Raw genomic sequence first — 26,339 nt, 5'->3', positions numbered from 1 at the left:
ACGAGGGCTTCCGCCCGGCACGCCGAGAGCACGCCCCAGACGCCGCCCGGCCCGCCCTCCGGGCGGACGACGGGACTTTCGCAACACGCCCTAGGGTGAGGGGCATGACGCGACTCGGACACGATCGGTATTGCGATGAGATCGCCCTGCAAGTCGAGCAGTTGAGGGCGGTGGTGACCAGTGGCGCCGATCTGTCCGCGACCGTCCCGACCTGTCCGGACTGGACTCTGGAGCAGCTCGTGCTGCACATGGGCGGTGCCCTGCGCTGGGTGGGCACGCTGGTGCGGACGCGGGCGCAGGAGAACATCCCCGACGAACAGGTGCCTCGCGGTGACGGCCCCGAGAAGACGGGCGATGCCGCCGAACTCGACGCCTGGCTGGCGGAGGCGGGTGAGCTGGTCGTGGGGGCGCTGCGGGAGGCCGGGCCGGACACCGGGGTGTGGTCCTGGGCCGGGGACCCGACCGCCGGCTTCTGGGCCCGCCGTATGGCTCACGAGATCACCGTCCACCGCGCCGACGCCATGCCCGCGACGGGCCTGGCCTACGAAGTGGCCCCCGACATCGCGGCCGACGCGATCGACGAGTGGCTGGGGATCGTACAGCTCGCGCAACGGGCCGATCCGCGCTGGGCGGCGAAGGAGCTGCGCGGATCCGGCCGGAGCATCCACCTCCATGCCACCGACGGCGCGCCCGGGTCGAACGCCGAGTGGTTGATCGAGCTCGGCGAGGACGGCGTGTTGTGGCGCCGCGGCCACGAGAAGGCCACCGTCGCCCTGCGGGGCCCGCTCACCTCCGTCCTGCTGGCCTTCTACCGTCGGCTCCCGCTGGACAGCCCGGAGCTGGAGGTCCTCGGCGAGCGCGAGCTGCTGGAGTTCTGGCTGGAGCGGGCGTCGTTCGGGTGAACGACCGTGGCCCGTCCCCCGGGGATACGGGGACGGGCCACAGCGTGTGCGAAGTGAGGCGTCAGCGGCTGCTGTTCGCCCCGCGACGGCGCATGCCGAAGTAGACGGCGCCGCCGCCCACGACGACCAGGGCGCCGGCGATACCGGCGATCATGCCGGTGTTGGAGTTCGCACCGGTCTCGGCGAGGTTGGACTCACCGGCGGCCGGGGAGGCGGCGTTGGACGAGGTGGTCGCCGGAGCGGTGGTGCTCTCCGACGCCGACTCGGACGGGGCCGGGGTCGGGGTGTCCTCGGCCGGGGTCGAGGCGGACTCCGACGGCGACGGGGTGGCCGGCGGGGTCGACTCGTCCTTCGAGCAGCCCTCGGACGGGGTCGTCAGGTTCGGCTTGATGTCCTTGTCGACGATCGTGCGATTGCCGTTGCCGGCCGTGACGTGGACGCGGTACTCGGCGTTGGGCGCCCAGTCCTCCGCGAAGGTGATGGTGACACCTTCGCGGGAACCCTTGACGTCCTGCTCACCGATCTGCTTGGCGTCGGCACCGTTGTTCTCGAGGAACACGGTCACGGTGGCCGGCGTACCCGAGGCGTCCTTGTCGGTGACGGTGATGACGCCCTTGCTGCCGTCGCACTTGGCTTCGGCGGAGAACTCACTGATGTTGCAGGCCAGTGCACTGCCGGCAGCGCTCACGGCGAGCGCGACGGAGGCGCCGGCGACGCCCAGGATCTGCACGGAACGACGTGCGGTGCGGCGAGATATGGACACGTTTGCCCTTCAAGGGATGGCACAACTGCGGGGGGTTGACAGGACGTGAGGCGACGAAGAGGTGAGGCTTCACGTTCCCCAGGAGACTCACAGATGTATAAGCGCTCCATAAGTAGTGTCAATCCGCAGGCCCCACTTGTCCGTTGGCTTTACCTCTCCTTTAACTGCAGATACGTTTCAACGCCTCCGGAGCCTCCTCGATACGGTCAACGAGGGCGATACGGGACTCCATCGACCGTTCCCGGGCGAGTGACTGCAAGAGGGGCCAGGCCGGCAGCCGTTCCGTCCAGTGCGCACGGTCCACCAGAACCATGGGCGTCGGTTCGCCGCGTGACTCGTAGTAGTTGGGCGTCGCGTTGTCGAAGATCTCCTGTACGGTCCCGGCCGCGCCGGGCAGGAAGACCACGCCCGCGTCGGAGCGGGCCAACAGGCCGTCCTCGCGGGTGGCGTTGGCGAAGTACTTGGCGATGTGCGAGGCGAAGGGGTTCGGCGGCTCATGGCCGTAGAACCACGTGGGGATGCCGACCGAGTGGTTGCCTTTCGGTCAACGCTCCCGTACCTCGAAGGCGGCCCGCGCCCAGTCGGTGATCGAGGGCTTGAACGAGGGTGTCCCGGCGAGGAGTCGGCAGGCCTCGTCGAGCATCGGGTCGTCGTACGGCGCCGCGTACGCGCCGAGGTTGGCCGCCTCCATGGCGCCCGGCCCGCCGCCCGTCGCCACGGTGAACCCGGCGCGGCTCAACTCCCGCCCCAGCCGGGCCGCCCCGGCGTACGCCTCCGTCCCGCGCTCCATCGCGTGGCCGCCCATCACACCCACCACCCGTGCCCCGCGCAGGAGTTCGTCCAGCGCGTCCGAGATGGAGTCGTCGTGCACGGCGCGCAGCATCGAGGCGAATATGTCGCCGTCGGCCCTGGTCCGCCCGAACCAGGCGTAGGCGAGGGCGTCCGGTGTCTCCTCGTACCCCTTGTCGAGGGAGGCGAACAGGTTGTCGGGGGTGTAGAGGTGCCCGCGATACGGGTCGAAGGGGAGATACGGGACCGGCGGGAAGACCAGGGCGCCGGCGGACCTGACCTTCGCCTCGGCGTCCGGCCGCATGGGACAGCCGAGGAAGACGGCTCCCGCGGTGTCGGTGGTGAGCAACTCCTTCGTACGGTCCGTCAGATCGACGGCCTGTACGCGGTAACCGGCGAGAGTGCCGCGAGCCGAGACGGTCGCGTCGAAGTCCTCGAGCGTCTCGATCTCACGTTCGTCGTGGTGGGCCGCATGGGCCGGGCTCGTCTGCACGGGCCCATGCTAGGCACGGCGTCGGCTGTGTCCGGGTCAGCCCTGGACCGCCGCCGGGTCCATCCACACGACCTCCCAGGAGTGGCCGTCGAGGTCGTCGAAGGAGCGGCCGTACATGTAACCGTGGTCCTGCACGTCGTCGTTGGCCGTACCGCCCGCGGCGACGGCCCTGTCGACCAGCTCGTCGACCTTCGCGCGGCTCTCGGCGCTGAGACAGAGCAGGACCTCGCTGGTCTTCGACGAGTCCGCGATCTCCTTCTTCGTGAAGTCGGCGTACCGCTTCTTGCTGAGCAGCATCGCGATGATCGTGTCGCTGATCACGACGCAGGTGCAGTCGTCGGTGCTGAATTGCGGGTTGATCGAGTAGCCGAGCTCCGTGAAGAACTTCCTCGACGCGTCGACGTCGTCGGTGGCCAGGTTCACGAAGATCATCTGCTGGTACATGCGGGGTCTCTCCCATCGGGGTTCGTGCCGTTTGGTGGGTAGACCGGGGCGCGCTTCGGAACTCATCGGCGGCCGGGAGGTTTTTTCCGTACGGGTCCTCAGCGGGCCAGCGGGAGGGCGGCCAGCTCCGCCACCAGCAGGGTGAGCGGGGTGAACAGGGCCAGCAGGGCGCCGGCCCGGAGGGCCGCGGCGCTGCGGAGCGTGGTCGCCGGGGCGCCCAGACGCAGAAGGGCCGCCGTGGTGTCGGCGCGTGCCTGTCTCGCTTCCACGGCCGCCGTGAGGAGGGTGGCGATCGTGCAGCCGGTGACGAGGAGCGTGCCGAGGGTGGTGAGGGGACCGAAGGCGGGTTCGCCGGGGGTGTAGAGGGTGGCCATGGCGTAGGCGGCGGACGCGACCGCGCAGACGATGCCCAGGGGGCGGCCGATGCGGACGGCTTCCTCCATCAGGACCCGGCCGGCCAGGAGGCGCAGGGCGCCGGGGCGGGCGGACTGGAGGACCCGGCCGGTGAGATGGGTGAGCGCGGGGGCGGTGAGGGCGAGGCCGAGGGCGGCGAGGACGAGGCCCAGGAGGAGCGCGGGGGTGGTGGCGGAGAGCCCGGCCGGGAGAGCCAGGGTGGGCCGGCCGGCTCGGCTCGCGTAGGCCTCCACCGCCAGGCCCGCGGTGAGGGTGGCGATGCCCCAGGGGAGGCCGGCGGGGGGATTGCGGGGGGCGGGGGGCTGGGTGGTGGGGTCCGGGTCCGGTGCGGCGGCGGCCGTCGTGGAGGGGGCAGTGGAGGGGGCCTCGGACGGGGCCTTGGCGGGCGTCTCGCCCGGCCGCCCGCTCGGGGTGCCGTCTCCCTGTGGGGCGGGAGCCGTCTCGGCGCCCCGACTGCCCGCGGGGCGTGGCCGAAGGCGGGCGCCGAAGCGGCCGTAGGCGCCGAATGTCTCTCGCGGTGCGCCCGGTCTGGTGTATGTGCCGAAGCGGCCGTACGAGCGTTCCGTGCTCCTTGCCGGTGACGGCCGGGCGTCCCGGGGCCGCAGCACCAGTGCCACCGTCACCGACGCGATCACCGGGACCAGGGCCAGCAGGGTCAGCGCCGCCGGCAGGGGGAGGTCCTTGTCCGAGGCGAGGAAGTCGGCGGCCGTGCCGTCGAAGGGCATGCCGGTGAGGTCGCCTCGGAGGTGGAGGAAGAGCAGGAGGGCCAGCATCGAGCCGAGGGCGCTGGAGAGGGCCGTCGTCGTCGCCGCGACGGCCATCAGACGGCCGGGGCCCAGGCCGATGGCCGAGAGGCCGGGGCGGGGCCGGGTCGCGGGGTCGGTGCGGGCCACCGCCACCGCGAAGTGGACCGCGGCCGCCAGGGGCGTCAGACACCAGGCCAGGCGGAGGAGGGAGGACGAGGGGGACTCGGGGTGGTTGAGGGCGTGGCCGAGGGTGCACAGGAGGAGGAAGCCCGTGCCCGCCGACGCCGTCGTCACCAGGAGGCGGCGGAGGTGGACGGCCGGGTGGGCGCCGCGGGTCAGACGGAGAGCGAGCACGCGGCCCCCTGGCCTTCCGGCTCGGCCCCTCGACCGCCCGGCCCGCTCCTGTGGCCCTCCGGCCCCCGCGCTTCCGCCTCCGCCATCGGCGGGAGATGGACGGTGTTGACCCGACGGCCGTCGAGCAACGCGACCGTGCGGTCCGCCAGGGCGGCCGTCTCCGCGTCGTGGGTCGCGAGGACCACCGTGATCCCGTGGGAGCGGGCCGCCGTGGTGAGGGTGCGCAGCACATGCGCGCGGTCGGCCCGGTGGAGCGGCGCCGTCGGCTCGTCGGCGAACAGGACCGTGGGCGCCGGGGCCAGGGCGCGGGCGATGGAGACGCGCTGGCGTTCCGCCTGGGTCAGCTCGTGCGGACGTCTGCGGGATCGGTCGCCGATGTCCAGCCGCTCCAGCCACTCCAGGGCCGCGGTCTTGGAGCGGCGGCGGCTGGTGCCGCGGAGCATCAGGGGGAGCGCCGCGTTCTCCCAGGCGTTCAGCTCGGGGACGAGCACCGGGGCCGGGTCGATCCAGCCGAAGCGGTCGCGGCGCAGGCGCTCTCGGGTGAGCGGGCCCATCGTGTGGACCGGCACGCTGTTGAACCAGACCTCGCCGCGCTGGGCCGGGACCAGGCCGGCGAGACAGCGCAGCAACGTCGTCTTGCCGCTGCCGCGCGGGCCGCTGACGGCGAGGATCTCGCCCTCCTGGACGCCGATCGAGACGCCGCTGAGCGCGGGCGAGCCGTCGCGGTGCTGGAAGTGCAGGGTGCGTGCCCAGAGCACGTCGTTGTCCGGCGGGGCCACCATGGGCGTACACCTCGGTTCAGATCCGTTTTTGCCTTGCCAATCCCCCGAGCGGGGGAACGAGGACAGGGCCGATCGGTTACCAGGCACGCTAAGGAGCCGAGACGGCGACGCCGGACAGCACGCGGCCCGGGACCCACCCTTCTCACTCGAACGGGTGCACCCCGGGCCCAGCCCCTGGACCGTCTGACCGCCGGAGGTCAGAGCTTGGTCCAGGCCTCCGTGAGGGTGGCGCGCAGGATCTGCTCGATCTCGTCGAAGGTCTCCTGGTTGGAGATCAGCGGCGGGGCGAGCTGGACGACCGGGTCGCCGCGGTCGTCGGCACGGCAGTACAGGCCGTTCTCGAAGAGGGCCTTGGACAGGAAGCCGTACAGGACGCGCTCGGTCTCCTCGTCGTTGAAGGACTCCTTGGTGGCCTTGTCCTTCACCAGCTCGATGCCGTAGAAGAAGCCGTTGCCGCGGACGTCGCCGACGATCGGCAGGTCGTGCAGCTTCTGGAGGGTCGACAGGAACGCGCCCTCGTTGTCGAGCACATGCTGGTTGAGGCCCTCGCGCTCGAACAGGTCGAGGTTGGCGAGGCCGACCGCCGCGGAGACCGGGTGGCCGCCGAAGGTGTAGCCGTGCAGGAACGTGTTGTCGCCCTTGTAGAACGGCTCGGCGACACGGTCGGAGACGATGCACGCGCCGATCGGGGAGTAGCCCGAGGTCATGCCCTTGGCGCAGGTGATCATGTCGGGGACGTAGCCGAACTTGTCGCAGGCGAACATCGTGCCGAGGCGGCCGAAGGCGCAGATGACCTCGTCGGAGACGAGCAGTACGTCGTACTGGTCGCAGATCTCGCGGACGCGCCGGAAGTAGCCGGGCGGGGGCGGGAAGCAGCCGCCGGCGTTCTGCACGGGCTCCAGGAAGACCGCGGCGACCGTGTCCGGGCCCTCGAAGAGGATCTGCTGCTCGATCTGGTCGGCGGCCCAGCGGCCGAAGGCCTCGGGGTCGTCGCCGTGGATCGGGGCGCGGTAGATGTTGGTGTTCGGGACCTTGTGGGCGCCGGGCACGAGGGGCTCGAACGGCGCCTTCAGGGCCGGCAGGCCGGTGATGGAGAGGGCGCCCTGCGGGGTGCCGTGGTAGGCGACCGCGCGGGAGATGACCTTGTACTTGGTCGGCTTGCCCTGCAGCTTGAAGTACTGCTTGGCCAGCTTCCAGGCGGTCTCGACGGCCTCGCCGCCGCCGGTGGTGAAGAAGACCTTGTTCAGGTCGCCCGGCGCGTGGTCGGCGAGGCGCTCCGCCAGCTCCACGGCCTTCGGGTGGGCGTAGGACCAGACCGGGAAGAACGCCAGCTCCTGGGCCTGCTTGAACGCGGTCTCGGCGAGTTCCGTGCGGCCGTGACCGGCCTGGACCACGAACAGACCGGCGAGACCGTCGAGGTAGCGCTTGCCCTTGTCGTCGTAGATGTAGGTGCCCTCGCCCCGCACGATGGTCGGGACGGGGGAGTTCTCGTACGAGGACATGCGGGTGAAGTGCATCCACAGGTGGTCGTACGCGGTCTTGCTGAGGTCCTTCTGGCTCACGGTTATCGGGTTCCCCACATGTAGGTCTGCTTCTTGAGCTTGAGGTAGACGAAGCTCTCGGTGGAGCGCACTCCGGGCAGTGACCGGATGCGTTTGTTGATGACGTCCAGCAGGTGGTCGTCGTCCTCGCAGACGATCTCCGCGAGGATGTCGAACGAGCCCGCGGTCATCACCACGTACTCGACTTCCGACATGTCAGTCAGCGCGTCCGCGATCGACTCGACGTCGCCCTCGACGTTGATCCCGACCATCGCCTGCCGGCGGAAGCCCACGGTGAGCGGGTCCGTGACGGCGACGATCTGCATCACGCCCTGGTCGAGCAGCTTCTGGACGCGCTGGCGCACGGCCGCCTCGGACAGGCCGACGGCCTTGCCGATCGCGGCGTACGGACGCCTGCCGTCCTCCTGGAGCTGTTCGATGATGGCGAGGGAGACGGCATCCGGATGAGGAGTGCCGTTCCTGGACTCGCGGGAGTCCCTGTGCTCTGCGCTTCGACTGGCCACGACCTCACTGTGCACGACGTCTCGACAGTTCCGCAAGGGAGGACCAATGAAATTCGTTGTTTACGAGACTGGTACCTGCGGATTTCGCAGTCTTGAGGCGATCGGGGGTGTTGAAAACGTGGGCTCTCCGATTAGTGTGGGTGTCTCAGCCAATGGACACGTTGGATCCACTCGAACTTGGAGGGCCGGCAGTGAGCACCGAGCTGCGTCGTCTGCGCAACTACATCGACGGTGAGTTCCGGGACGCCGCCGACGGACGGACCACCGAGGTGGTCAACCCCGTGACGGGCGAGGCCTACGCGACCGCGCCGCTGTCCGGTCAGGCGGACGTCGACGCCGCGATGGCGGCCGCCGCCGCGGCCTTCCCGGCCTGGCGCGACACCACCCCGGCCGAGCGGCAGAAGGCGCTGCTGAAGATCGCCGACGCGTTCGAGGAGCGCGCCGAGGACCTGATCGCGGCGGAGGTCGAGAACACGGGCAAGCCGATCGGGCTCACGCGGTCCGAGGAGATCCCGCCGATGGTCGACCAGATCCGCTTCTTCGCCGGCGCGGCGCGGATGCTGGAGGGTCGCTCGGCCGGCGAGTACATGGAGGGGCTGACCTCGATCGTCCGCCGTGAGCCGGTCGGCGTCTGCGCGCAGGTCGCGCCGTGGAACTACCCGATGATGATGGCCGTGTGGAAGTTCGCGCCGGCCATCGCGGCGGGCAACACGGTGGTGCTGAAGCCGTCGGACACCACGCCCGCCTCCACCGTGCTCATCGCCGACATCATCGGGTCGATCCTGCCCAAGGGTGTCTTCAACGTCATCACCGGCGACCGTGACACCGGCCGGCTGATGGTCGAGCACCCGACCCCGGCGATGGCGTCCATCACCGGTTCGGTGCGGGCGGGCATGTCGGTCGCCGAGTCCGCGTCCAAGGACCTGAAGAGGGTGCACCTGGAGCTGGGCGGCAAGGCGCCGGTCGTCGTGTTCGAGGACACCGACATCGCCAAGGCCGTCGAGGACATCTCCGTGGCGGGCTTCTTCAACGCCGGGCAGGACTGTACGGCGGCCACGCGTGTGCTGGTGCAGTCGTCCATCCACGACGAGTTCGTGGCGGCGCTGGCGAAGGCGGCGGCCGAGACGAAGACGGGGCAGCCCGACGACGAGGATGTGCTCTACGGGCCGCTGAACAACCCCAACCAGCTGAAGCAGGTGTCCGGGTTCGTCGAGCGGCTGCCCGCGCACGCGAAGGTCGAGGCCGGCGGCCACCAGGTCGGTGAGAAGGGGTACTTCTACGCGCCGACCGTGGTGTCCGGGCTGAAGCAGGACGACGAGATCATCCAGAACGAGGTGTTCGGGCCGGTCATCACCGTGCAGTCCTTCTCCGACGAGGAGCAGGCGGTGGAGTGGGCCAACGGGGTCGAGTACGCGCTGGCCTCCTCGGTGTGGACGAAGGACCACGGGCGGGCGATGCGGATGTCCAAGAAGCTGGACTTCGGGTGCGTGTGGATCAACACCCACATTCCGCTGGTCGCGGAGATGCCGCACGGTGGCTTCAAGAAGTCCGGGTACGGCAAGGACCTGTCCGCGTACGGGTTCGACGACTACACGCGGATCAAGCACGTGATGACGTCGTTGGACGCCTAGTCCCCACGAGGCGACACGCGGCCCTGGACGGATCAAGTCCCGTCCGGGGCCGCGCCGTTCCCCCTCCGTGGTGGTCAGGCGTTCTTCGCGCCGGTCGTCGGACCGGGCAGGCCGTCGTCCTTGGAGTGGCCCGACCTGCCCGGCTTGCCGTGCCGGTCCGGGTTGGGCAGCGGCGGCAGGTCGGCGTGCCGAACACGAGCGCCGAGCCGCGCTCCCGGCCCCGTTCGGGCGGACGGGGCTCCCGGCGCGACGGTCCGGGTCTCGGCATGTCCATCGTCGCGGCCGTCGTCGCCGCGCACGGCGGGCGGGTGCGGGCCCGGACCCGGGCCGCGGGCGGGCTGGTCGTGGAGGTCGGGCCGCCGCGGTGCACGGAGGCGGCGTCGGCCCCCGGTCCCCGGGCCGCCGGGGCCCGTACGCCCGACCCGTCGCCATGACCTGGCCGGGCGGATCGACAGGGTGTCCGGCCTGTGTGGGCGTACTCGACACGGCGTCGATTGTGGGCGCACGGGCTCGGGCGGCATGCTGCGTCAATGCCCCTGACGCCGAAGCACTCCTCCCTCTCCCGCCGGACCCTGCTGCGCGCGCTGGGCGGGGGCGCGATGCTCGGCGGACTGGCCGGCTGCGGGGTGCCCGCCGCCTATGTGCGGCCCGGTGAGCGGGCCGTCGCCGATCTGTCCGCCAGTGACAAGCGGTTGGTCTGGGCGAACTGGCCGTTGTACATCGACACCGATGACAAGAACCCGAACAGCCGCCCGACGCTGGAGGCGTTCGAGAAGCGTACGGGGATCTCCGTCAAGTACACCGAGGAGATCAACGACAACGACGAGTTCTTCGGCAAGATCAGCCCGGCGCTGATGAACCATCAGCAGACCGGTCGCGACCTGGTCGTCATGAGCGACTGGATGTGCGCGCGGTTCGTGCGGCTGGGGTGGGTCCAGAAGATGGACCGGGCGAAGCAGCCGAACGTGGCCGAGTACCTCGACCCCCAGTTGCGTTCACCGGCCTTCGACCCCGGCCGCCGGTACACCGTGCCGTGGCAGTCGGGCATCACCGGTATCGCCTACAACCGGCGGAAGCTGGGCCGGGAGATCCGGCATGTCTCCGATCTGTGGGCGAAGGACCTCAAGGGCCGGGTGACGCTGCTGTCCGGTCTGGACGAGGCGTTCGCGCTGCTGATGCAGGGCAACGGGGTCGACATCACCAGGTGGACGGCCGCCGACTTCGACCAGGTCTGCGACCAGGTCGAGAAGTACGTGAACAACGGGCAGATACGGCGCTTCACCGGCAACGACTACACCAAGGACCTGGTCACCGGAGACGTCCTGGCGTGTCAGGCGTACTCCGGTGACGTCATCCAGTTGCAGGCCGACAACCCCGACATCCGTTTCCTGGTGCCCGAGGAGGGCGCGGAGCTGTGGTCGGACTCCCTGATGGTCCCGGACCGAGCCCTGCACAAGCGCAACGCCGAGCGGCTCGTCGACTACTACTACGAGCCCGAGGTCGCCGCCGGACTCGCCGCCTGGGTGAACTATGTCTGCCCCGTCCCGGCCGCCCAGCACGTCCTCGCCTCCTCGAAGGACAAGGACACCGCGGCCCTCGCCGAGAACCCCCTGATCTTCCCGGACAGCGCGATGCGCGGGCGGCTGGCGATCGCCCGGGACATCACGTCGAAGGAGCGGGTGGAGTTCGCCAAGAGGTGGAACGGGATCGTGGGGTTGTGATCGGAGGACAGGCGTCGTCGGCCTGTCCTGTCGTGGTGTCGGATGTCCTGTCGTGGTGTCAGACGCGGGCGTCCGTCGTACGGATCGCGGCGATGTCGAACTGGAGGCGGACCTTCTCGCTGACCATGGCGCCGCCCTCGGCCAGCTTCTGGTTGTAGGACAGGCCCCATTCGAGGCGGTTGATGGTGGTCGTGCCGTCGAAGCCGACCCGCTCGTCGCCGAACGCGTCCGTCACATGGCCGATGTAGGTGAGTTCCAGGTCGACGGGGCGGGTGACGTTCTTGATGGTCAGGTCGCCGGTCATGCGGTACACGTCGTTGTCCACGAGCCGCACCGTCGTACTGACGAACCGCATCTGCGGATAGTTGCGCGCGTCCAGGAAGTCCCGGCCGACGAGATGCGCGTCGCGCTGTTCCACGCCGGTGTCGACGGACCCGGTGGCCAGGACGATCTCCGCCCGCGAGCGGGAGGGGTCGCGGCCGTCGAAGTAGAGCCGGCTGTCGTACTCCAGGAAGGACCCGCGCACGGTGGTCACCAGTGCGTGGCGGACCGAGAAGCCGAGCCGGCTGTGCGCCGGGTCGATGATCCATTCCCCGGTGAGCGACGACAGCGCGGGATCGAGCAGGCCGGTCGGCGCGGACTGCCGCTGTCCCGGCCGGTGTTGGGGCTGGGACCGGTGCTGGGGAGTCGTGGGGGCGAGGGGGGCGGTGGGGGGAGCCGGGCGGCGCAGTGTCGACGCAGCACGGGTGAACAGGTTCATGATTCACGTACTTACGTCATGGCAGGAACAGCCGCAAGGCTCCTTCAACACCCGCGCACACGGTCGTCACAACTTGCCCCAGATATCGACCGCCGGCCGTCAACCGGCACCGGATGGACGTCTCGTGGTCAGATGTAGCCTTCGCGCAGGGCATGGGCCACGGCGTGGGCGCGGTTGCGCAGGCGCAGACGGGTGGTCAGACCGTGCATGACGTTCTTGACCGTGCGTTCGGAGTACGAGAGTTTGGCGGCGATCTCCGCTGTGTCGAACCCCTCGGCGACCAGCCGCAGCACGTCCACCTCACGCTGGGTCAGACCCGGGGCGGCGCCCGCCCGGCTGCCGTCGGCGGCGGTGCGGTGCAGGGTGCCGACCTGGTTGATCAGCCTGCCCAGCAGATCGGCGGGCAGGTCACCGTCGCCGCGGGCCGCCGCGCGGACCGCCTGCAGCAGACGGGGTGCGGTGGCCTCGTGCCGCCATACGACGGCGCCCACCCCGCATCCGATCACCTCGAGGAGTTCGGACTCCCGCAGCGACCGCACCACGAGCACCGCCCGTACGCCCTCGGTCCGCACCAGTCGGCGCAGCCTGGTCAGGGCGGTCTCGTCGAGTACGTCGTCGACGAGCAGGACGACGATGCCGGGGGCCGGGTCGCCGTCCTCCCTGAGGTCGACCTCCGGGTACCGGCGCAACTGGCCGCGCACCCCTTCCCGCAGGATCGGGTCCGGGGCGTGCACCGCCACCGCTATCCGGCCGCCGGTACCGTCCGGGCCGGGGCGCGTGGTCCGCGAAGTGCTGAGCAAGGGCGTTCCTCGATGTCCTTGTGCGCGCCGCCGTTGTGGGGTCGGAAGCGGGCGCGGTTTCCTCACCCTGCGGGGGAGGACGGGGCACGGGCAACCGTGGAACACCACGAGCAGGACCACGAGATCGGAGGTGGGGGAGAACCGCCGAGGGGGGTGTTTTCGATGAGGGGATGTGGGGGCGGGGGCTCGGGGTTGTGACGGGGAGAGGCACGCGGTCGGGAAGGGGCGGGATCTGATGGGCGGAGGGCGGGCTGGGCTGTCAGGTGCGCAGCGGGAGGCGGTGGCGCTGCTGGCGGCGGGGGCCACGCGGGCCCGGGGCGGTACGGGTGGGCTGGTGCTGCTGCGTGGGGCGACGGGGACCGGGCGGACGACGGTGCTGGAGACCGCCGCCGAGGACGCCGCCGCGCACGGCATGCGGGTCCTACGGGCCCGGTGCGCTCCCGGGGAGCTCGCTGTCCCTTTCGCCGTGGCGCGGCAACTCTTCGGGTACATACCGGAGTTGGAGGAGCCGGGTGCCGAGCGGGAGCGGGTCGACCTGCTGTGGCGCGCACTGTGCTCCTACACCGACGAGTCGCCGCTGCTGGTCGCCGTGGACGACGTCCATCTCGCCGACGGGCCGTCGTACCGCTGGCTGGTGGAGTTCGCCCGGCATGTCGACCGGTCACCGCGGCCGGTGCTGCTCGCGGTGACGGAACGCAGCCAGTACGACATAGACCCACCCGCGCCGGGCTTCGCGCACACCCTCTCGCGGGCCCTCGTGCAGACGTACACCCTCCCGCCGCTGTCCCCGGAGACGGCATCGGCCCTGGTCCTCGACCACTTCCCGGCGGCGCCCCGATCCTGGATCGACCACTGCACACGCGCCACCGCGGCCAACCCGCTGCTACTGCGGGCGCTGCTGGAGGACCTGGGGGAACCGGGGCGGTCGGAGCATGCGCTGCTCCCGGCCGCCCACACCACCCTCCGGGACGTCCACACCGCCCTCCCCGACACCTGTGCCGCCCTCTACCCCGGTGCCTTCCCCGCCGCTGTCTCCTGGTGGCTCGACAGCGCCGGGCCCGGTACCGCCGAGGTCGCTCGGGTGCTGGCCGTCCTGGACGAGGGGTGGGACGGGCCGACGGGACATGGGTTCGGCTGTCCCGTCGACGGACTGGCCGCGCTGCTGGCGGAGTTGGCGGGGGCCGATGTCACCCGGGTCGCGGGGTGGCTCACCGCGATGACCGGGTTGGGGCTGCTGCGGCCCGACGCGGACAGTCGCCCGCGCTACGCCCACCCCCTCCTGCGGGACGCCGTACTCACCGGCGTCCCCGCCGCCCGGCGCCGCGCCGCGCACCGGCAGGTCGCCGAGGCGATGGTGAAGCGCGGCGCCCCCACCGAGACGGTGGCCCGGCAACTCCTGCTGTCCGACCCGGCCGGCACGCACTGGGCGTCGGGCGTGCTCCAGGACGCCGCCGCCCTCGCCGTACGCGACGACCGCCTCGCCGACGCCGTCGCCTTCCTGCGCCGGGCCCTGGACGAGCCGATGACCGGTCCGCGCCGACTGCGGCTGCTGACCGAACTCGGTTCCCTGGAGTACACCGTGGAGGAATCGCCGGCCGGCGCCCTGCGGCTCGCGGAGGCGCTGCGGCAGCCCGGCGAGGCGCACGACCGGGTCCGCGCGGCCGTCGCCCTCGGCACGGCGCTGGCCGGACTCGGCAAGGCGCGCGTGGCCGTCGACGTGCTGCGCCAGGTGGACGGCGACGGCCTGTTCACCGACCGCCCCGACCTGGTCCGCACCCTCCGGACCGCCTCGGCCCTGCTGTCCGACCAGGACCAGGAGGTACGGCAGGAGGTCTACCGCGGGCTCTCCGACACCGCCGAGCGCTCGCCCGACCTGGCCGGCACGGCCGGGCAGGCGTTACTGGTCCGCCATGCCGCGGCGGCCGGCCTCATCTCCGCCGAGGACGCGATGAAGCGCGTACGAGGCCTGCTGGCCGAGCCCGCCGACCCGCTGACCGAGCCCTTCCTGCTGGGCACCGCCGCCGCCGTCGCCCAGTGGGCCGACGAACTCGACGAGGCGGAACGGCTGGTGGAACGCGGCCTCGCCGGCCAACGCCGCGACCTGCTGCACCCCATGCACCACGCCCTGCTCATGACGAGAGCCGACATCGCCGCGGCCCGCGCCGACCACGCCTCCCTGCTCACCGACCCCCGCACCCACGCCCTCCTGGCCCCGTCGGCCCCCGACACCCGCACCGCGTCCTCCGCCCCCTCCGCCCCCGGCCCCACCAACCTCCACGCCCAGACCCTCCTCGCCCTCGTCGAGACCGGCCGGCTCGCCGAGGCCACCCGGCTCGCCGATGCCGTCGATCTGCAACGGGTCCCGGACAGCTGGGAGTTGAACCGCTTCCTGTATGCGCGAGGAGTCTTCCGGGCCGCCGTCGGCGACCCCGCGGGCGCGCTGCACGACTTCCTGGAGTGCGGGCGCCGGCAGTCCGCCCGGGACGTCGTCAGTCCGGTCGTCACGCCGTGGCGCACAGCCGCCGCCGAGTGCCGTATCGCCCTCGGCCACCCCCGCGAGGCCCTTGTGCTCGCCGAGGAGGAGCTGAGGCTGGCCCGCGTCTGGGACACCCCCCGCACGACGGGCCGAGCGCTGCGAGTCCTCGCCGTGGCCACCGGCGGCCGCCGCGGTGCCGAGCTCGCCGAGGAGGCCGTACGACTGCTGCGGTCGGCCCCCGCCGGTACGGAACTGGCGGCGGCGCTCATCGCGCAGGGCCGGCTGCTGACCGCCGCCGGCGACCGCTCCCGTGCCCGCGCCTGTCTGCGCGAGGCCGCTTCGCACGCCGAACGCCTGGGCGCCGCAAGGCTGTTGACGCTCGCGGAACAGGGCCTGCGGGAGGGGGGTGCCCGCCGTACCGCCGCCGCCCGCACCGGCTCCGGCTCCCTCACCGACAGCGAGCGGCGGATCGCCGGCCTCGCCGCGGACGGCCGTACCAACACCGAGATCGCCGCTCTGCTGCACCTCGCCCGGCGCACGGTGGAGACCCATCTCACCAGCACCTACAAGAAGTTGGGCATACGGCGACGGGCCGAGCTGCGCGAGGCGATGAACGGGGACTGAGTCCCCCTTTCGCGGCTTTGCCATCTCTTTGCAACCCGCCCCGCCCCCGCCTCGTCTCTCCGCTCGATCCATCCCACAGCCCGCGCCGATCGACCACCGGCCGGGCGGACGAACGAAAGAGAGAGCGACCCATGCGCCGAACAGGCCTCAGCGCCCTGGCACTTGCGTGCACCGCCGTACTGGCGGGCGCCGTGCCCGCCTTCGCCGACGGGGGTGCCTCCCGGACCCCGTCGCCCGTTCCCTCGACCGCGGCGCCGAGCCAGCGGCCGAGCGCCTCCACCGCACCCAGCGCCGTCCCCTCCGAGGCGTCGAGTGCCGAGCCGACCCGGGCGCCCTCCAGGGACCAGGTCTCCGTCGTGCCCAGCGGTGCCCCCGACACCGGTGTGACGGAGCCCTCCTCGAACTCCGGGGGCACCTGGATCGGCGGCGGTGCCGCCGCGGCCGTCGTCGTGGGCGGCGGCGCCGTCCTCCTCGTGCGCCGCCGGCGGGCGACCGGGGCATGAGGTACCTCTCCGGGCGCGCCCTGGCCACCGTGGCGCTCGCCGCGCTGCTCGTGGGCTGCGGCGGCGGGCAGGGGAGCGGTACGGCCGGACAACAGGCCGGCCCTTCCTCCGCCTCCTCGTCCGCGCCTCCGGCGGCCAAGGGCGAGCAGGTGTCCTCGGTGGGGCGATCGACCCCGGTCGGGCTCCGCATTCCGGCCATCGGGGTCGACACCCCGGTGATGCGGCTGGGCCTGGCCGCGGACGGCACGGTGCAGGTGCCGCCGGTCCAGGCGCACGACCGCGCGGGCTGGTACCGCCACTCACCGACACCGGGCCAGACCGGCCCGTCGGTGATCCTGGGCCATGTCACGGTCGGCGCCTACGGGGACGGAGTCTTCCGGCGCCTGGGGGAACTGCGCCGGGGCGAGAAGGTCGAGGTGCGCCTGGAGAACGGCACGGATGCGGTGTTCGCCGTCACTGACGTACGGACCGTCGCCAAGTCGGACTTCCCGACGAAGGAGGTCTACGGCGACGTGAACCGGCCCGAGTTGCGGCTGATCACATGCGGGGGCGCCCGCACCGGGCACGGCTATCGCGACAACGTGATCGTCTTCGCGAGGCTGACCTCGGCGAGTCCCTGATCTCGGCGCGGCCCGACCTTCGGGAGGGCCCACCGAACCGGCCGTGTCCCGGACCGGCGGAACCGCGAGCCGCCGGTCCGGGCTCTTTCCCCACGCATCCCCCACGACCATGGAGAACGTTGAAACGCTCCCGCGAGAAGGCCGCGTCCGAGCTGTTCGCCGCCCTCTATCCGCGCCTCGCCGGCTGGTGCCGGCGGCTGGTCGACGACGACGAGACGGCCCACGAGATCGCCTCGGAGGCGTTCACCCGGCTGTGGGCCCGCTGGACCGCCGTGGCGGAACCGCGCGGCTTCCTCTACGTCACCGCGGCCAACCTCGTGCGCGACCACTGGCGCAAACTGGAGCGCGAGCGGCGGGCGGTGCGGCGCGCGACGACGGAGGCGGCGGTGGCTCCGCACGCCGAGCAGACGGACCCTTCCGTACGCCTGCTCGTCCAGGCGCTGCCCGAACGCCTGCGCGTCCCCATCCTTCTCCACTACTACGCTGACATGCCGATCCGGGAGGTGGCCGTGCTGACCGGACGCAAGGAAGGGACCGTCAAGGCCGATCTCCACGCGGCCCGCGAACTGCTCCGCGCCCACCTGAGGAGAAGCGTTGATCACACACTCTGACGAGGGCCCGGACCACGACCCCGAGGACCCTCTCACGGTCCTCCTCCGTCCCTCCGCCGACTACCTCGGCGCACCGCCCGGCCGCTACGAGGCGATCCGCCGCGGCGCGAGTCGTCGCCGTCTCGTCAAAGCAGCGGCCGGCGCAGCCCTGACCTGCGGTATCGCGGCTCTGGCGATCCTTCCCCTGCGTCTCTCGGCCACCGACACACCCGGCTCGCCCGCCGTCCCCATGGCCCCGCCCTCGGTCGGCGACCCCTCGCCCCGCCCCTCCTTGTCCCCGACCCCCCGCCCGTCGGATCCCGTGGCCGCCCGGGAAACCCGGCGAAACGAACGCACCGGCTCCCCGACCACGGCCCCCGACGCCCCACCGGCCGCGACGCCCAGCCCCCGCACCCGCGACCGGAGCCAGGTCCCATCGGCCTCCGCGTCGGTCGTCCCGTCAGCCGTCCGAAGCGCCACCCCGGCACCGTCCGAACCCGCCACCCGGCCCTAGGTGTAGTGCTCTTCGCATGCCGTGACGGCGGGTGCCGTCAAAAAGTGTTATCGCCGCCGGCTTCACTCCGTCTCCCCTGGTGTCCCCCATTCCCCTCACACCTGGGAGCCCCCACATGCCCCGCTCGTACCGGGACCCCACTGTGACCTGCGGCATAGCCAACAGCCCTGGTCGGGCTGAGAAGGTGCGTCCGTGCGGCAAGTGAGGGTGGGGAAGGCGTCCGGAACGGACGGGCGGCAGTGGCGCGGCACCATCGCGGCCGCCCAGGCCGGCGACCGGCAGGCGCTGGACGACCTGGTCGCGGGGTGGCTCCCGCTGGTCTACAACGTCGTGGGCCGCGCCCTGGACGGCCACGCCGACGTCGACGACGTCGTCCAGGAGACGATGCTGCGCGCCGTCGACAACCTGGGCTCGCTGCGCGACCCGGACAGCTTCCGGTCCTGGCTGATCGCGATCGCGATGCGTCAGATACGGGACCGGGCGCGCCGCAGGACCCCGCGGCACCTCGACGAGAGCGCGGCCCGCGAGGCCACCGACTTCGCCGAACTCACCGTGCTGCGGCTCCAGTTGGAGGGTCAGCGGCGTGAAGTGGCGGAGGCCGTGCGCTGGCTGGACGACGATGACCGGCAGCTGCTGTCGCTGTGGTGGCTGGAGGTCGCGGGGGAGCTGAGCCGGCGCGAGCTGGCGGCGGCCGTCGGCATCAGCCGGCAGCACGCCGCCGTCCGCGTCCAGCGGATGAAGGAACGCCTGGAGACCTCGCGCGGCATCGTGCGCGCCCTCGACGGCGCCTGCCCCGAGCTGCGCGATCTGACCGCCCGCTGGAACGGCCGCCCCGACTCGGTCTGGCGCAAACGACTGGCCCGGCACATCAGGGGCTGTGCCTACTGCGGCGACGCCCGCGAGTCCGTCGTACCGGCCGAACGCCTGCTGGCCGGCATCGCCCTCGTTCCGCTCCCGGTCGGCTTCACCCTCTCCCTGGCCCTCGGCGGCAAGACGGCGGCGGCCGCGTCGACCATCGGCTGGTCCGCCAAGATCCTCGGCGTCCTGACCAAACCGGCGGTGGCGGTGACCGCGGGAGCGACGATCGTCGCGGGCGGCGCGTATGTCGTCACCCAGACCCCCGGCACCCCGCTCCCGCGCACCGTCGCGACCCCGACAGCGACAAGCCTCCACCGAGCCCCGTCACCCGGGCCGTCCGCCTCCCCCTCGCTCTCCCCGTCGCCCTCTCCCTCCCCTTCCGCCACGAAGGAAAGGACGGAGCTCTACGGCAGTGTGGTCGACGCCGTCGACACCGCGCCGAACCCGGACACCCCGCCCGCCGCCCTGCCGCACCGGCCCGGCTCCGGCCTCACCAGCACGGGCGGCGCGCACGCCACGATGAACCACCGCGGTGACAGCGTGACCCTCACCGGTCAGGGCTATGTCCTCGTCCGCTGGCAGATCTCCCCGCAGTACCGCTCCGGCAGCCTGGTCCCGCCCTCCTGGACCGGTCTGAAGGGCAAGCTCTTCCATGTCGCCTCGGGCGGCGGCCGCCGTATGGACGACCCCGTCAGCGCCACCGACACCACGGTGACCGGCATGGGCAGCAAGGCGACCGGCTACGACGTCCTGCCCGCCGGCACCCAGCAGATGTGGCAGAACGAGTACTTCTACGTCGACGGCAGCGTCACGCTCACCGTCAACGAACGCGGCGCCGACTACGGCCTCAACGTCTTCCCCACCACCTGGGACGCCGTCGAGAAGGACGTCACCACCGGCCCCGCCGCGGGAGCGCGCCGCTACGGCCTGGTCCGCGACACCGGCAGGGACGACACCCCGGTCCCCCAGTACGCCACCCGCGAGACCCCCGCCGACCCGGCGACGGTCCCTCAGCACTCGGCCGTATAGCGACCCCGCAGGGCTGGCCGGCTCCGCGTAGGGTCAGCCGGCCTTGCGGACGGCACACAGGGTGTCGATGCGGTTCGTGGTGATCGCGTCCACGCCCAGGTCGATCAGGCGGCGCATGGAGCGGCGGGTGTCGGGGGTCCAGACGGAGAGCAGATAGCCGTCGTGGTGGACCCGCGCCGCGAGAGCGTGGTCGACCAGGGAGAAGCGGTAGTTGAGCCAGCGGGGCCGCACCGCGTCCAGCAGGGCGGGGCGCGCGGGGGCCAGCGTGGTGCGGGTCAGCGCGATCTCCGCCGCCGGGTCGGCCGCCCGCACGGCGAGCATCTCCTCGGCGCCCGCGCAGTAGTACACCCGGTCCCGCGCCCCCGCCTCGCGCACGGCGTCCACGACCCGCCCGGCCTCCCGCGCGGTCCGTGTCCCGGGCAGGTCGATCATGAGACGGCTGCCCTCGGTCGCCGCCAGGGCCTGCGCGAGGGTCGGCACCCCGCCGTCGGTGAGACCGCGCACCTCCGCCGCCGAGAGGGACCTCAGCGGCCGGTCGTGCTCCCACAGCCGCTTCAGCGTCTCGTCGTGCAACAGCACGGGAACGCCGTCCCCGGTCAGTCGTACGTCGACCTCGACGGCGTCCGCGCCCTGGTCGAGCGCGGAACGCAGCGAGTCGATCGTGTTCTCACGGACGCGGTAGGGGTCCCCGCGATGGGCCACGGCGGTCACGTTCTGCATGGGCCCATTGTGGTGGGCCCGGGCGACGGCGAGATGACTCAGGGGGCCGGCCACGTCGAGGTGTAGGTGTCGATCTCCTCCCGGATACGGGCCTTGCCGGGCTCGTCCAGGAAGGACACGTCCACCGCGTTCCTCGCGAGGGCGGCCAGGCCCCGTTCGTCCAGGTCGAGCAGGCGGGCGGCGACCGCGTACTCGCTGTTCAGGTCGGTGCCGAACATGGGCGGGTCGTCGGAGTTGATCGTCACCACCACGCCGGCCTTCACGAACTCCTTGACCGGGTGCTCGTCGAGGGTGCGGACCGCGCGGGTGGCGATGTTGGAGGTCGGGCAGACCTCCAGCGCGATGCGGTGCTCCGCGAGATGGGCCAGCAGCTTCGGGTCCTGGGCGGAACTGGTCCCGTGCCCGATGCGCTCGGCACGCAGATCGGTGAGCGCGTCCCAGACGGTCTCGGGGCCCGTCGTCTCGCCCGCGTGCGGCACGGAGTGCAGGCCCGCGGCGATCGCCCGGTCGAAGTACGGCTTGAACTGCGGCCGGGGTACGCCGATCTCGGGGCCGCCGAGCCCGAACGAGACGAGTCCCTCCGGGCGCAGCCGGTCGTCGGTCGCGAGCCGCGCCGTCTCCTCGGCCGACACCAGACCGGCCTCGCCGGGGATGTCGAAGCACCACCGCAGCACCGTGCCGAACTCGGCCTCCGCCGCCTTGCGGGCGTCCTCGATCGCGTCCATGAAGGCGCGCTCGTCGATGCCGCGGCGGGTGGAGGAGAACGGGGTGATCGTCAGCTCGGCGTAACGGACCTGCTGGCGGGCGAGGTCCCGGGCCACCTCGTACGTCAGCAGGCGTACGTCCTCCGGGGTCCGGATGAGGTCCACGACGGACAGGTACACGTCGATGAAGTGGGCGAAGTCCGTGAAGGTGAAGTAGTCGACCAGGGCCTCGGGGTCACTGGGGACCTTGGAGTCGGGGTGGCGGGCGGCGAGCTCCGAGACGATGCGGGGGGAGGCGGAGCCGACGTGGTGGACGTGCAGTTCGGCTTTCGGCAGGCCGGCGATGAAGGAGTGCAGGTCGGTCAAGGGTTCCTCCCCGGGAACGGCGTCCGTGGTGTCGGCCGGCGGACGCGGGTGATCGGCTGATCGATGAATCGGGCTCATGGTAGGCAGATCGCCCGGAAGCCGGGGGCCCGCGGGGTGGCGCCGGCCGGGTACCGGCCGGTGGTGGCGTCAGGCCAAGGCTTTACCATGGGCCGACGATCGACTTAGGGGGACGGGGACGTGGTGGATCACGCACATCCGGGTGGGGGCGCTTCGCCCGAGCGGGACCCTTGGGCGCCGCCCGAGCACAAGACCCCGCCGGACCAGGGACACCAGTCCGCCCCGCACGATCGGCCGCCCCACGTCCATGACCAGGCCACGGTGACCTCCGTACCGGCCGACGGTTTCGCACCGCCCGGCGCCGCCGGCCCCGGAGCCCACGGCCCCGGAGTCGGTGCGCCCGGATACGGCTACCCCGGCTACCCCCCGCCCGGCGCGGCCCCCGGCCCCAACGGCTGGGCCGAGTCCGCCGTGCCGCCCCCGCCGATGGCACCCGGTGGTCCGGGCCCGGGCCCGCAGGGTGGCGGGATGCCGCCCGGCGGATACGGCTACCCCGCCTACCCCCAGGGGTACGGCTGGCCGGGCATGCAGGTGCCGCAGAACGGCCTGGGCACCTCGGCGATGATCCTGGGCATCCTCTCCTGCTGCCTCTTCTGCATCTACGGCATCGTCTCCCTGGTCCTCGGTGTGCTGGCGGTGGTCCTCGGGGTGAAGGGCAAGCGGCGGGCGGACCGGGGTGAGGCCACCAACCGCGGTCAGGCGCAGGCGGGCTTCATCACGGGCATCGTCGGGATCGTCCTCGGCATCGCCACGATCGCCCTGATCGTCTTCGCGATCGTGGTCGCCTCGAACGAGGGGGACACCGTGGACGACGGCCCGTCCTACAACTCGGCCCCGACCATCTCGGCCCCCCTGCTGCCCCGGACCATCTGAACCCGGGCGACCCGGTTCAGCAGTGGCCGGCCCCAGCGACGGCCGGCCCCCACCGCTGTGCCACGCCCCCGCTCACTCCCCCCGCAACTCACTCCCCCCGCAACCGCTCCCGTGCCTCCATCAGGGCGAAGCCCAGCAGGTTCGGGCCGCGCCACCGCTCGGGGGCTCCCGCGGCCTCGTCCGTCGCTGCGAGGCCGATGCCCCAGATCCGGTCGACCGGGCTCGCCTCCACCAGGACCCGGTCGCCGGTGTTCAGCAGGAACTCCCGCAGCTCCGGGTGCGCGGTGAACTTGTGGACGCTGCCCTCGACGACCATGCGGAACCGCTCGCGCTCCCAGACCGCGTCGTCGAAGCCCCGCACCAGCCGCCCCGCCTTCTTGGCCTGGGAGGGATGCCCCGCGGCGAGGATGCGGGCCTCGGCCTCCGCGTCGGAGAAGAGCCGTGCCTTGCCGGCCATCATCCAGTGCTCGGCCGTCCCGTACGTCACGCCATTCACCGTGAACGGCGACGGCCACCACTGACTCAGACAGCTCGCCCCGATCCGCCCGCTCGGCAGCGGACGATGCCCCCAGAAGTGCAGATACTTCGGCCGCGCGCCCCTGCGGACCGCACTGACCAGCGCCTCCCGCGTGTCGATCTTCCCCACGTTCTCCCCCGTGATCTCTCCCATGCATCAGAGTCTCGCAGCCACCACTGACACTCCGTCCTCCCTTTTCCAGGCTCACTCGACACCTGGTCGACAGATTCCGTCGCGTAACCGAAAGGCAACAACGGAATCACTTGTAGGAGTGCCTTTGCTCTGTCAGGATCGGCACTCAAATCGAGCTGGAGCTACGCCACCCGCCCCCAGAGCCGCGGGGCGACGGCGGAGGAGAGCGACATGCAGAACCCGGGCACCGCCACCCCGGAACGATTCCCGGCGCAGGACCGCTTCGCGGACGGCGCGCAGTACATCGCGGGCCGCCTCACCAAGGGCACCTCGGGCCGCGGGCACGCGGTCGTCGACCCGTCGACCGGTGCGGAGGTGTACACGTACGAGCTGGCCGGCGCCGAGGACGTGGACGCCGCCGTCGCCGCGGCCCGCGAGGCCTTCCCGGGCTGGGCCGGTCTCACGCCCGGCGAGCGCTCGGACGCGCTGCACCGCTTCGCCGCCGTGCTCGCCGACCGCGCCGAGGACTTCGCCCGCGCCGAGTCCCTGCAGTGCGGCAAGCCCCTGAAGCTGACCCGCGAGTTCGACGTGCCCGGGACCATCGACAACACCGCGTTCTTCGCGGGCGCCGCCCGGCATCTGCAGGGACAGTCCGCCGGGGAGTACTCGGGGGATCACACGTCGTACGTACGGCGTGAGCCCATCGGTGTCGTCGGCTCCATCGCCCCCTGGAACTACCCTCTCCAGATGGCCGCCTGGAAGATCCTCCCGGCGATCGCCGCCGGCAACACCATCGTGCTGAAGCCGGCCGAGCTGACCCCGCTCACCTCGCTGCTGTTCGCGCTGGCCGCCACCGACGCCGGGATCCCCGACGGTGTCATCAACATCGTCACCGGCACCGGCAAGGAGGCCGGTGAGCACCTCGTGGGCCATCCCGACGTGGCCATGACCTCCTTCACCGGGTCGACCGCGGTGGGCAAGCGGGTCGCCGAGATCGCGACCGCCACCGTCAAGCGGCTCCACCTGGAGCTCGGCGGCAAGGCACCCTTCGTCGTCTTCGACGACGCCGACCTGGAGGCCGCCGCCAACGGAGCGGTCGCGGGCGCCCTCATCAACACCGGGCAGGACTGCACCGCCGCCACGCGCGCGTATGTGCAGCGGCCCCTCTACGACGCCTTCGTGGAGAGGACGGCCGCCCTGATGGAGACCGTCCGGCTCGGCGACCCGTTCGCCCCCGGTACCGACCTCGGTCCGCTGATCTCGCACGTCCAGCGGGACCGCGTCGCCGGTTTCGTCGAGCGGGCGCGTGCCTACGCGCGCGTGGTGACCGGCGGCGAGGCGCCGAAGGGGGAGCTCGAGGACGGCGCGTACTACCGGCCGACGCTGGTCGCCGGCGCCGCTCAGGACAGCGAGATCGTCCAGTCCGAGATCTTCGGCCCGGTGTTGGTGGTCCTGCCGTTCGACAGTGACGATGAAGGCATCGGACTCGCCAACGACACGCCGTACGGTCTCGCCGCCTCGGCCTGGAGCCGGGACGTCTACCGGGCCAACCGGGCCACCCGCGAGATCAAGGCGGGCTGTGTGTGGGTCAACGACCACATCCCGATCATCAGCGAGATGCCCCACGGCGGGTACAAGGCGTCCGGCTTCGGCAAGGACATGTCGGCGTACTCGTTCGAGGAGTACACCCAGATCAAACATGTCATGTTCGACAACACGGCGGTGCCGAGGAAGGACTGGCACCGCACCATCTTCGGGGACCGCTAGCGACCACCGGCCGCCGACCACGGTCGGCTCGACCCTCCCGAAAGGGCATCACGAGCATGGAGCAGTACGAGCCCGAGCGCCTGTCACCGGTCGTGGCGGCCGCGATGCGGCGCAGCCTGCGCAACGGCAGGGCGGCGATGACCCGCCGCTCCCTGTTGCGCGCCTCCGCCGGTGGCGCGCTCGCCGCCGGCGGCCTCGCGACCCTGAGCGGCTGCGGCATCCCCGCGGCCGGAAAGACACAGGGGGGCGTGTCCGCCGACGACCACTCGGCCAATGAGAAGGTCGTCGACTTCTCCAACTGGCCCGAGTACATCGACGTGGACGACAGCGAGAAGCACCACCCGACGCTGGACCAGTTCCGCAGGCGGACCGGCATCACGGTCAAGTACACCGAGGACATCAACGACAACGACGAGTTCTTCGGCAAGATCCAGCCGCAGCTCGCCGCCGGCCAGGACACCGGCCGGGACATCGTCGTCCTCACCGACTGGCTGGCCGCGCGCATGATCCGCCTCGGCTACGTCCAGAAACTGGACGCCTCGAACCTGCCGCACGCCTACGCCAACCTCTCGGACCAGTTCCGCAGCCCCGACTGGGACCCGGGCCGCGCCTACTCGTACGTATGGCAGGGCATCTCGACCGTCGTCGCGTACAACAAGAAGGCGCTCGACGGCGTCGAGGTGAAATCGGTCTCCGACCTGCTCGACAACCCCAAGCTCAAGGGCCGCGTCGGCTTCCTGACCGAGATGCGCGACACCGTCGGCATGACCATGCTCGACATGGGCAAGGACCCGGCGAAGTTCACCGACGACGACTACGACGCCGTCATCGCGCGTCTCCAGAAGGCGGTGGACAAGGGCCAGATCCGACGCTTCACCGGCAACGACTACACGTCCGACCTCACCAAGGGCGACTTCGCCGCGTGTGTCGCCTGGGGCGGCGACATCGTCCAGCTGCAGGCGGACAACCCGGACGTCGGCTACATCATCCCCGACAGCGGTTACATGACGTCGACCGACAACATGATGATCCCCAACAAGGCCCGTCACAAGACGAACGCCGAGCGGCTCATCGACTACTACTACGAGCCCGAACCGGCCGCCGAACTCGCCGCCTACGTCAACTACGTGAGTCCGGTCGCGGGAGTGGTGCCCTACCTCGCCAAGATCGACAAGTCGGCGGCGAGCAATCCGTTGATCGTCCCCGACAGGGCCATGCAGGCCAAGTCCCATGCCTTCCGCGCGCTGAGCTCGAAGGAAGAGACGGTCTACCAGCAGAAGTTCGCGAAGCTCACAGGGGCGTGA

General features: G+C 71.6%; 24 protein-coding genes and 1 pseudogene. 12 read left to right on the top strand and 13 right to left on the bottom strand.

The features are described from left to right. Positions 1–104 precede the first annotated feature (104 nt). Positions 105–902, top strand: coding sequence for a maleylpyruvate isomerase family mycothiol-dependent enzyme (locus tag ABZT17_RS21000; protein WP_356350922.1), 798 nt, complete (start codon positions 105–107; stop codon positions 900–902). Positions 903–963: 61 nt separating this feature from the next. Here the strand turns inward: ABZT17_RS21000 and ABZT17_RS20995 are convergent, their stop codons facing one another. The 7 genes and pseudogenes from ABZT17_RS20995 to ABZT17_RS20965 all read right to left on the bottom strand — a co-directional run bounded on the left by ABZT17_RS20995 (position 964) and on the right by ABZT17_RS20965 (position 7,767). Continuing rightward, positions 964–1,665 (bottom strand): LAETG motif-containing sortase-dependent surface protein, encoded by a 702-nt coding sequence (locus ABZT17_RS20995; RefSeq protein WP_356350921.1) that lies wholly within the window; start codon positions 1,663–1,665, stop codon positions 964–966. A 160-nt stretch (positions 1,666–1,825) separates the two neighbouring features. Next, positions 1,826–2,947: pseudogene (locus ABZT17_RS20990) on the bottom strand (LOG family protein). Positions 2,948–2,983: 36 nt separating this feature from the next. After that, positions 2,984–3,391, bottom strand: a complete 408-nt coding sequence (locus ABZT17_RS20985; protein WP_356350920.1) for a VOC family protein — start codon at positions 3,389–3,391, stop codon at positions 2,984–2,986. A gap of 98 nt (positions 3,392–3,489) precedes the next feature. After that, a complete protein-coding gene (locus ABZT17_RS20980) occupies positions 3,490–4,905 on the bottom strand; it encodes a hypothetical protein (RefSeq protein WP_356350919.1) in 1,416 nt (471 codons plus the stop codon). Continuing rightward, the gene (locus ABZT17_RS20975) at positions 4,887–5,687 is read right to left on the bottom strand and encodes an ATP-binding cassette domain-containing protein (RefSeq protein WP_356350918.1); all 801 of its coding nucleotides are present in this window, start codon (positions 5,685–5,687) and stop codon (positions 4,887–4,889) included. Before ABZT17_RS20975 ends, ABZT17_RS20980 begins: the two co-directional genes overlap by 19 nt. Before the next feature lie 197 nt (positions 5,688–5,884). Then, positions 5,885–7,267 carry an aspartate aminotransferase family protein gene (locus tag ABZT17_RS20970; protein ID WP_356350917.1) on the bottom strand — a complete coding sequence of 461 codons (1,383 nt, stop codon included), beginning with the start codon at positions 7,265–7,267 and terminating at the stop codon, positions 5,885–5,887. Next, positions 7,252–7,767 (bottom strand): Lrp/AsnC family transcriptional regulator, encoded by a 516-nt coding sequence (locus ABZT17_RS20965; protein ID WP_356350915.1) that lies wholly within the window; start codon positions 7,765–7,767, stop codon positions 7,252–7,254. The genes ABZT17_RS20970 and ABZT17_RS20965 overlap by 16 nt, the downstream gene beginning before the upstream one ends. 176 nt (positions 7,768–7,943) lie before the next feature. Here ABZT17_RS20965 and ABZT17_RS20960 point away from each other — a divergent pair, with 176 nt between their 5' ends. Next, positions 7,944–9,383, top strand: a complete 1,440-nt coding sequence (locus ABZT17_RS20960) for a gamma-aminobutyraldehyde dehydrogenase (RefSeq protein ID WP_356350913.1) — start codon at positions 7,944–7,946, stop codon at positions 9,381–9,383. 74 nt (positions 9,384–9,457) lie between these two features. Here the strand turns inward: ABZT17_RS20960 and ABZT17_RS20955 are convergent, their stop codons facing one another. Next, the gene (locus ABZT17_RS20955) at positions 9,458–9,682 is read right to left on the bottom strand and encodes a hypothetical protein (protein ID WP_356350912.1); all 225 of its coding nucleotides are present in this window, start codon (positions 9,680–9,682) and stop codon (positions 9,458–9,460) included. Positions 9,683–9,913: 231 nt separating this feature from the next. On the opposite strand from ABZT17_RS20955, the gene ABZT17_RS20950 reads away from it, so the two are divergent. Beyond that, positions 9,914–11,104 carry a spermidine/putrescine ABC transporter substrate-binding protein gene (locus ABZT17_RS20950; RefSeq protein WP_356350910.1) on the top strand — a complete coding sequence of 397 codons (1,191 nt, stop codon included), beginning with the start codon at positions 9,914–9,916 and terminating at the stop codon, positions 11,102–11,104. 58 nt (positions 11,105–11,162) lie between these two features. Here the strand turns inward: ABZT17_RS20950 and ABZT17_RS20945 are convergent, their stop codons facing one another. Next, positions 11,163–11,864 (bottom strand): YceI family protein, encoded by a 702-nt coding sequence (locus tag ABZT17_RS20945; protein WP_356350908.1) that lies wholly within the window; start codon positions 11,862–11,864, stop codon positions 11,163–11,165. Between the two features lie 128 nt (positions 11,865–11,992). Beyond that, positions 11,993–12,664 (bottom strand): response regulator transcription factor, encoded by a 672-nt coding sequence (locus ABZT17_RS20940; protein ID WP_356350907.1) that lies wholly within the window; start codon positions 12,662–12,664, stop codon positions 11,993–11,995. 235 nt (positions 12,665–12,899) lie between these two features. On the opposite strand from ABZT17_RS20940, the gene ABZT17_RS20935 reads away from it, so the two are divergent. The 6 genes from ABZT17_RS20935 to ABZT17_RS20910 all read left to right on the top strand — a co-directional run bounded on the left by ABZT17_RS20935 (position 12,900) and on the right by ABZT17_RS20910 (position 19,878). Beyond that, entirely contained in the window at positions 12,900–15,764 is a 2,865-nt protein-coding gene (locus ABZT17_RS20935; RefSeq protein WP_356350906.1) for a LuxR C-terminal-related transcriptional regulator, read from the top strand. Between the two features lie 131 nt (positions 15,765–15,895). Further along, complete coding sequence (locus ABZT17_RS20930; protein ID WP_356350904.1) at positions 15,896–16,267, top strand: sortase-dependent protein; 372 nt, start codon at positions 15,896–15,898, stop codon at positions 16,265–16,267. Next, positions 16,264–16,887, top strand: a complete 624-nt coding sequence (locus tag ABZT17_RS20925; protein WP_356350902.1) for a class F sortase — start codon at positions 16,264–16,266, stop codon at positions 16,885–16,887. The genes ABZT17_RS20930 and ABZT17_RS20925 overlap by 4 nt, the downstream gene beginning before the upstream one ends. A 119-nt stretch (positions 16,888–17,006) precedes the next feature. Next, positions 17,007–17,498, top strand: a complete 492-nt coding sequence (locus ABZT17_RS20920; protein WP_356350900.1) for an RNA polymerase sigma factor — start codon at positions 17,007–17,009, stop codon at positions 17,496–17,498. Further along, entirely contained in the window at positions 17,482–17,991 is a 510-nt protein-coding gene (locus ABZT17_RS20915) for a hypothetical protein (RefSeq protein WP_356350898.1), read from the top strand. The genes ABZT17_RS20920 and ABZT17_RS20915 overlap by 17 nt, the downstream gene beginning before the upstream one ends. A gap of 192 nt (positions 17,992–18,183) precedes the next feature. Then, positions 18,184–19,878: a sigma-70 family RNA polymerase sigma factor gene (locus ABZT17_RS20910; RefSeq protein WP_356350897.1), complete on the top strand. Its 1,695-nt coding sequence runs from the start codon at positions 18,184–18,186 to the stop codon at positions 19,876–19,878. A 33-nt stretch (positions 19,879–19,911) separates the two neighbouring features. On the opposite strand, the gene ABZT17_RS20905 is transcribed toward ABZT17_RS20910, so the two are convergent. Both ABZT17_RS20905 and ABZT17_RS20900 read right to left on the bottom strand, forming a co-directional pair. Beyond that, positions 19,912–20,598: a glycerophosphodiester phosphodiesterase gene (locus tag ABZT17_RS20905; RefSeq protein WP_356350895.1), complete on the bottom strand. Its 687-nt coding sequence runs from the start codon at positions 20,596–20,598 to the stop codon at positions 19,912–19,914. Between the two features lie 38 nt (positions 20,599–20,636). Then, positions 20,637–21,746 carry an adenosine deaminase gene (locus ABZT17_RS20900; protein ID WP_356350893.1) on the bottom strand — a complete coding sequence of 370 codons (1,110 nt, stop codon included), beginning with the start codon at positions 21,744–21,746 and terminating at the stop codon, positions 20,637–20,639. Between the two features lie 261 nt (positions 21,747–22,007). On the opposite strand from ABZT17_RS20900, the gene ABZT17_RS20895 reads away from it, so the two are divergent. Continuing rightward, positions 22,008–22,619: a hypothetical protein gene (locus ABZT17_RS20895; RefSeq protein ID WP_356350892.1), complete on the top strand. Its 612-nt coding sequence runs from the start codon at positions 22,008–22,010 to the stop codon at positions 22,617–22,619. An 88-nt stretch (positions 22,620–22,707) separates the two neighbouring features. On the opposite strand, the gene ABZT17_RS20890 is transcribed toward ABZT17_RS20895, so the two are convergent. After that, positions 22,708–23,289 carry an NADAR family protein gene (locus tag ABZT17_RS20890; RefSeq protein WP_356350890.1) on the bottom strand — a complete coding sequence of 194 codons (582 nt, stop codon included), beginning with the start codon at positions 23,287–23,289 and terminating at the stop codon, positions 22,708–22,710. A 210-nt stretch (positions 23,290–23,499) separates the two neighbouring features. On the opposite strand from ABZT17_RS20890, the gene ABZT17_RS20885 reads away from it, so the two are divergent. After that, positions 23,500–25,035 (top strand): gamma-aminobutyraldehyde dehydrogenase, encoded by a 1,536-nt coding sequence (locus ABZT17_RS20885; protein ID WP_356350889.1) that lies wholly within the window; start codon positions 23,500–23,502, stop codon positions 25,033–25,035. Between the two features lie 56 nt (positions 25,036–25,091). Next, entirely contained in the window at positions 25,092–26,339 is a 1,248-nt protein-coding gene (locus ABZT17_RS20880; RefSeq protein WP_356350887.1) for a spermidine/putrescine ABC transporter substrate-binding protein, read from the top strand.

This window comes from Streptomyces sp. NPDC005648, from assembly GCF_040605395.1.
Classification (GTDB): Bacteria; Actinomycetota; Actinomycetes; order Streptomycetales; family Streptomycetaceae; genus Streptomyces.
The sequence above is the reverse complement of the archived record's forward strand: the minus strand, read 5'-3'. Positions and strand labels throughout refer to the sequence as shown.

Excerpts from the sequence above, each read along its gene's own strand:
- ABZT17_RS21000 (WP_356350922.1), top strand. The coding sequence starts at position 105 with ATGACGCGACTCGGACACGATCGGTATTGCGATGAGATCGCCCTGCAA.
- ABZT17_RS20985 (WP_356350920.1), bottom strand. The coding sequence starts at position 3,391 with ATGTACCAGCAGATGATCTTCGTGAACCTGGCCACCGACGACGTCGAC.
- ABZT17_RS20975 (WP_356350918.1), bottom strand. The coding sequence starts at position 5,687 with ATGGTGGCCCCGCCGGACAACGACGTGCTCTGGGCACGCACCCTGCAC.
- ABZT17_RS20950 (WP_356350910.1), top strand. The coding sequence starts at position 9,914 with ATGCCCCTGACGCCGAAGCACTCCTCCCTCTCCCGCCGGACCCTGCTG.
- ABZT17_RS20945 (WP_356350908.1), bottom strand. The coding sequence starts at position 11,864 with ATGAACCTGTTCACCCGTGCTGCGTCGACACTGCGCCGCCCGGCTCCC.
- ABZT17_RS20935 (WP_356350906.1), top strand. The coding sequence starts at position 12,900 with ATGGGCGGAGGGCGGGCTGGGCTGTCAGGTGCGCAGCGGGAGGCGGTG.
- ABZT17_RS20930 (WP_356350904.1), top strand. The coding sequence starts at position 15,896 with ATGCGCCGAACAGGCCTCAGCGCCCTGGCACTTGCGTGCACCGCCGTA.
- ABZT17_RS20925 (WP_356350902.1), top strand. The coding sequence starts at position 16,264 with ATGAGGTACCTCTCCGGGCGCGCCCTGGCCACCGTGGCGCTCGCCGCG.
- ABZT17_RS20905 (WP_356350895.1), bottom strand. The coding sequence starts at position 20,598 with ATGCAGAACGTGACCGCCGTGGCCCATCGCGGGGACCCCTACCGCGTC.
- ABZT17_RS20900 (WP_356350893.1), bottom strand. The coding sequence starts at position 21,746 with ATGAGCCCGATTCATCGATCAGCCGATCACCCGCGTCCGCCGGCCGAC.
- ABZT17_RS20890 (WP_356350890.1), bottom strand. The coding sequence starts at position 23,289 with ATGGGAGAGATCACGGGGGAGAACGTGGGGAAGATCGACACGCGGGAG.
- ABZT17_RS20885 (WP_356350889.1), top strand. The coding sequence starts at position 23,500 with ATGCAGAACCCGGGCACCGCCACCCCGGAACGATTCCCGGCGCAGGAC.
- ABZT17_RS20880 (WP_356350887.1), top strand. The coding sequence starts at position 25,092 with ATGGAGCAGTACGAGCCCGAGCGCCTGTCACCGGTCGTGGCGGCCGCG.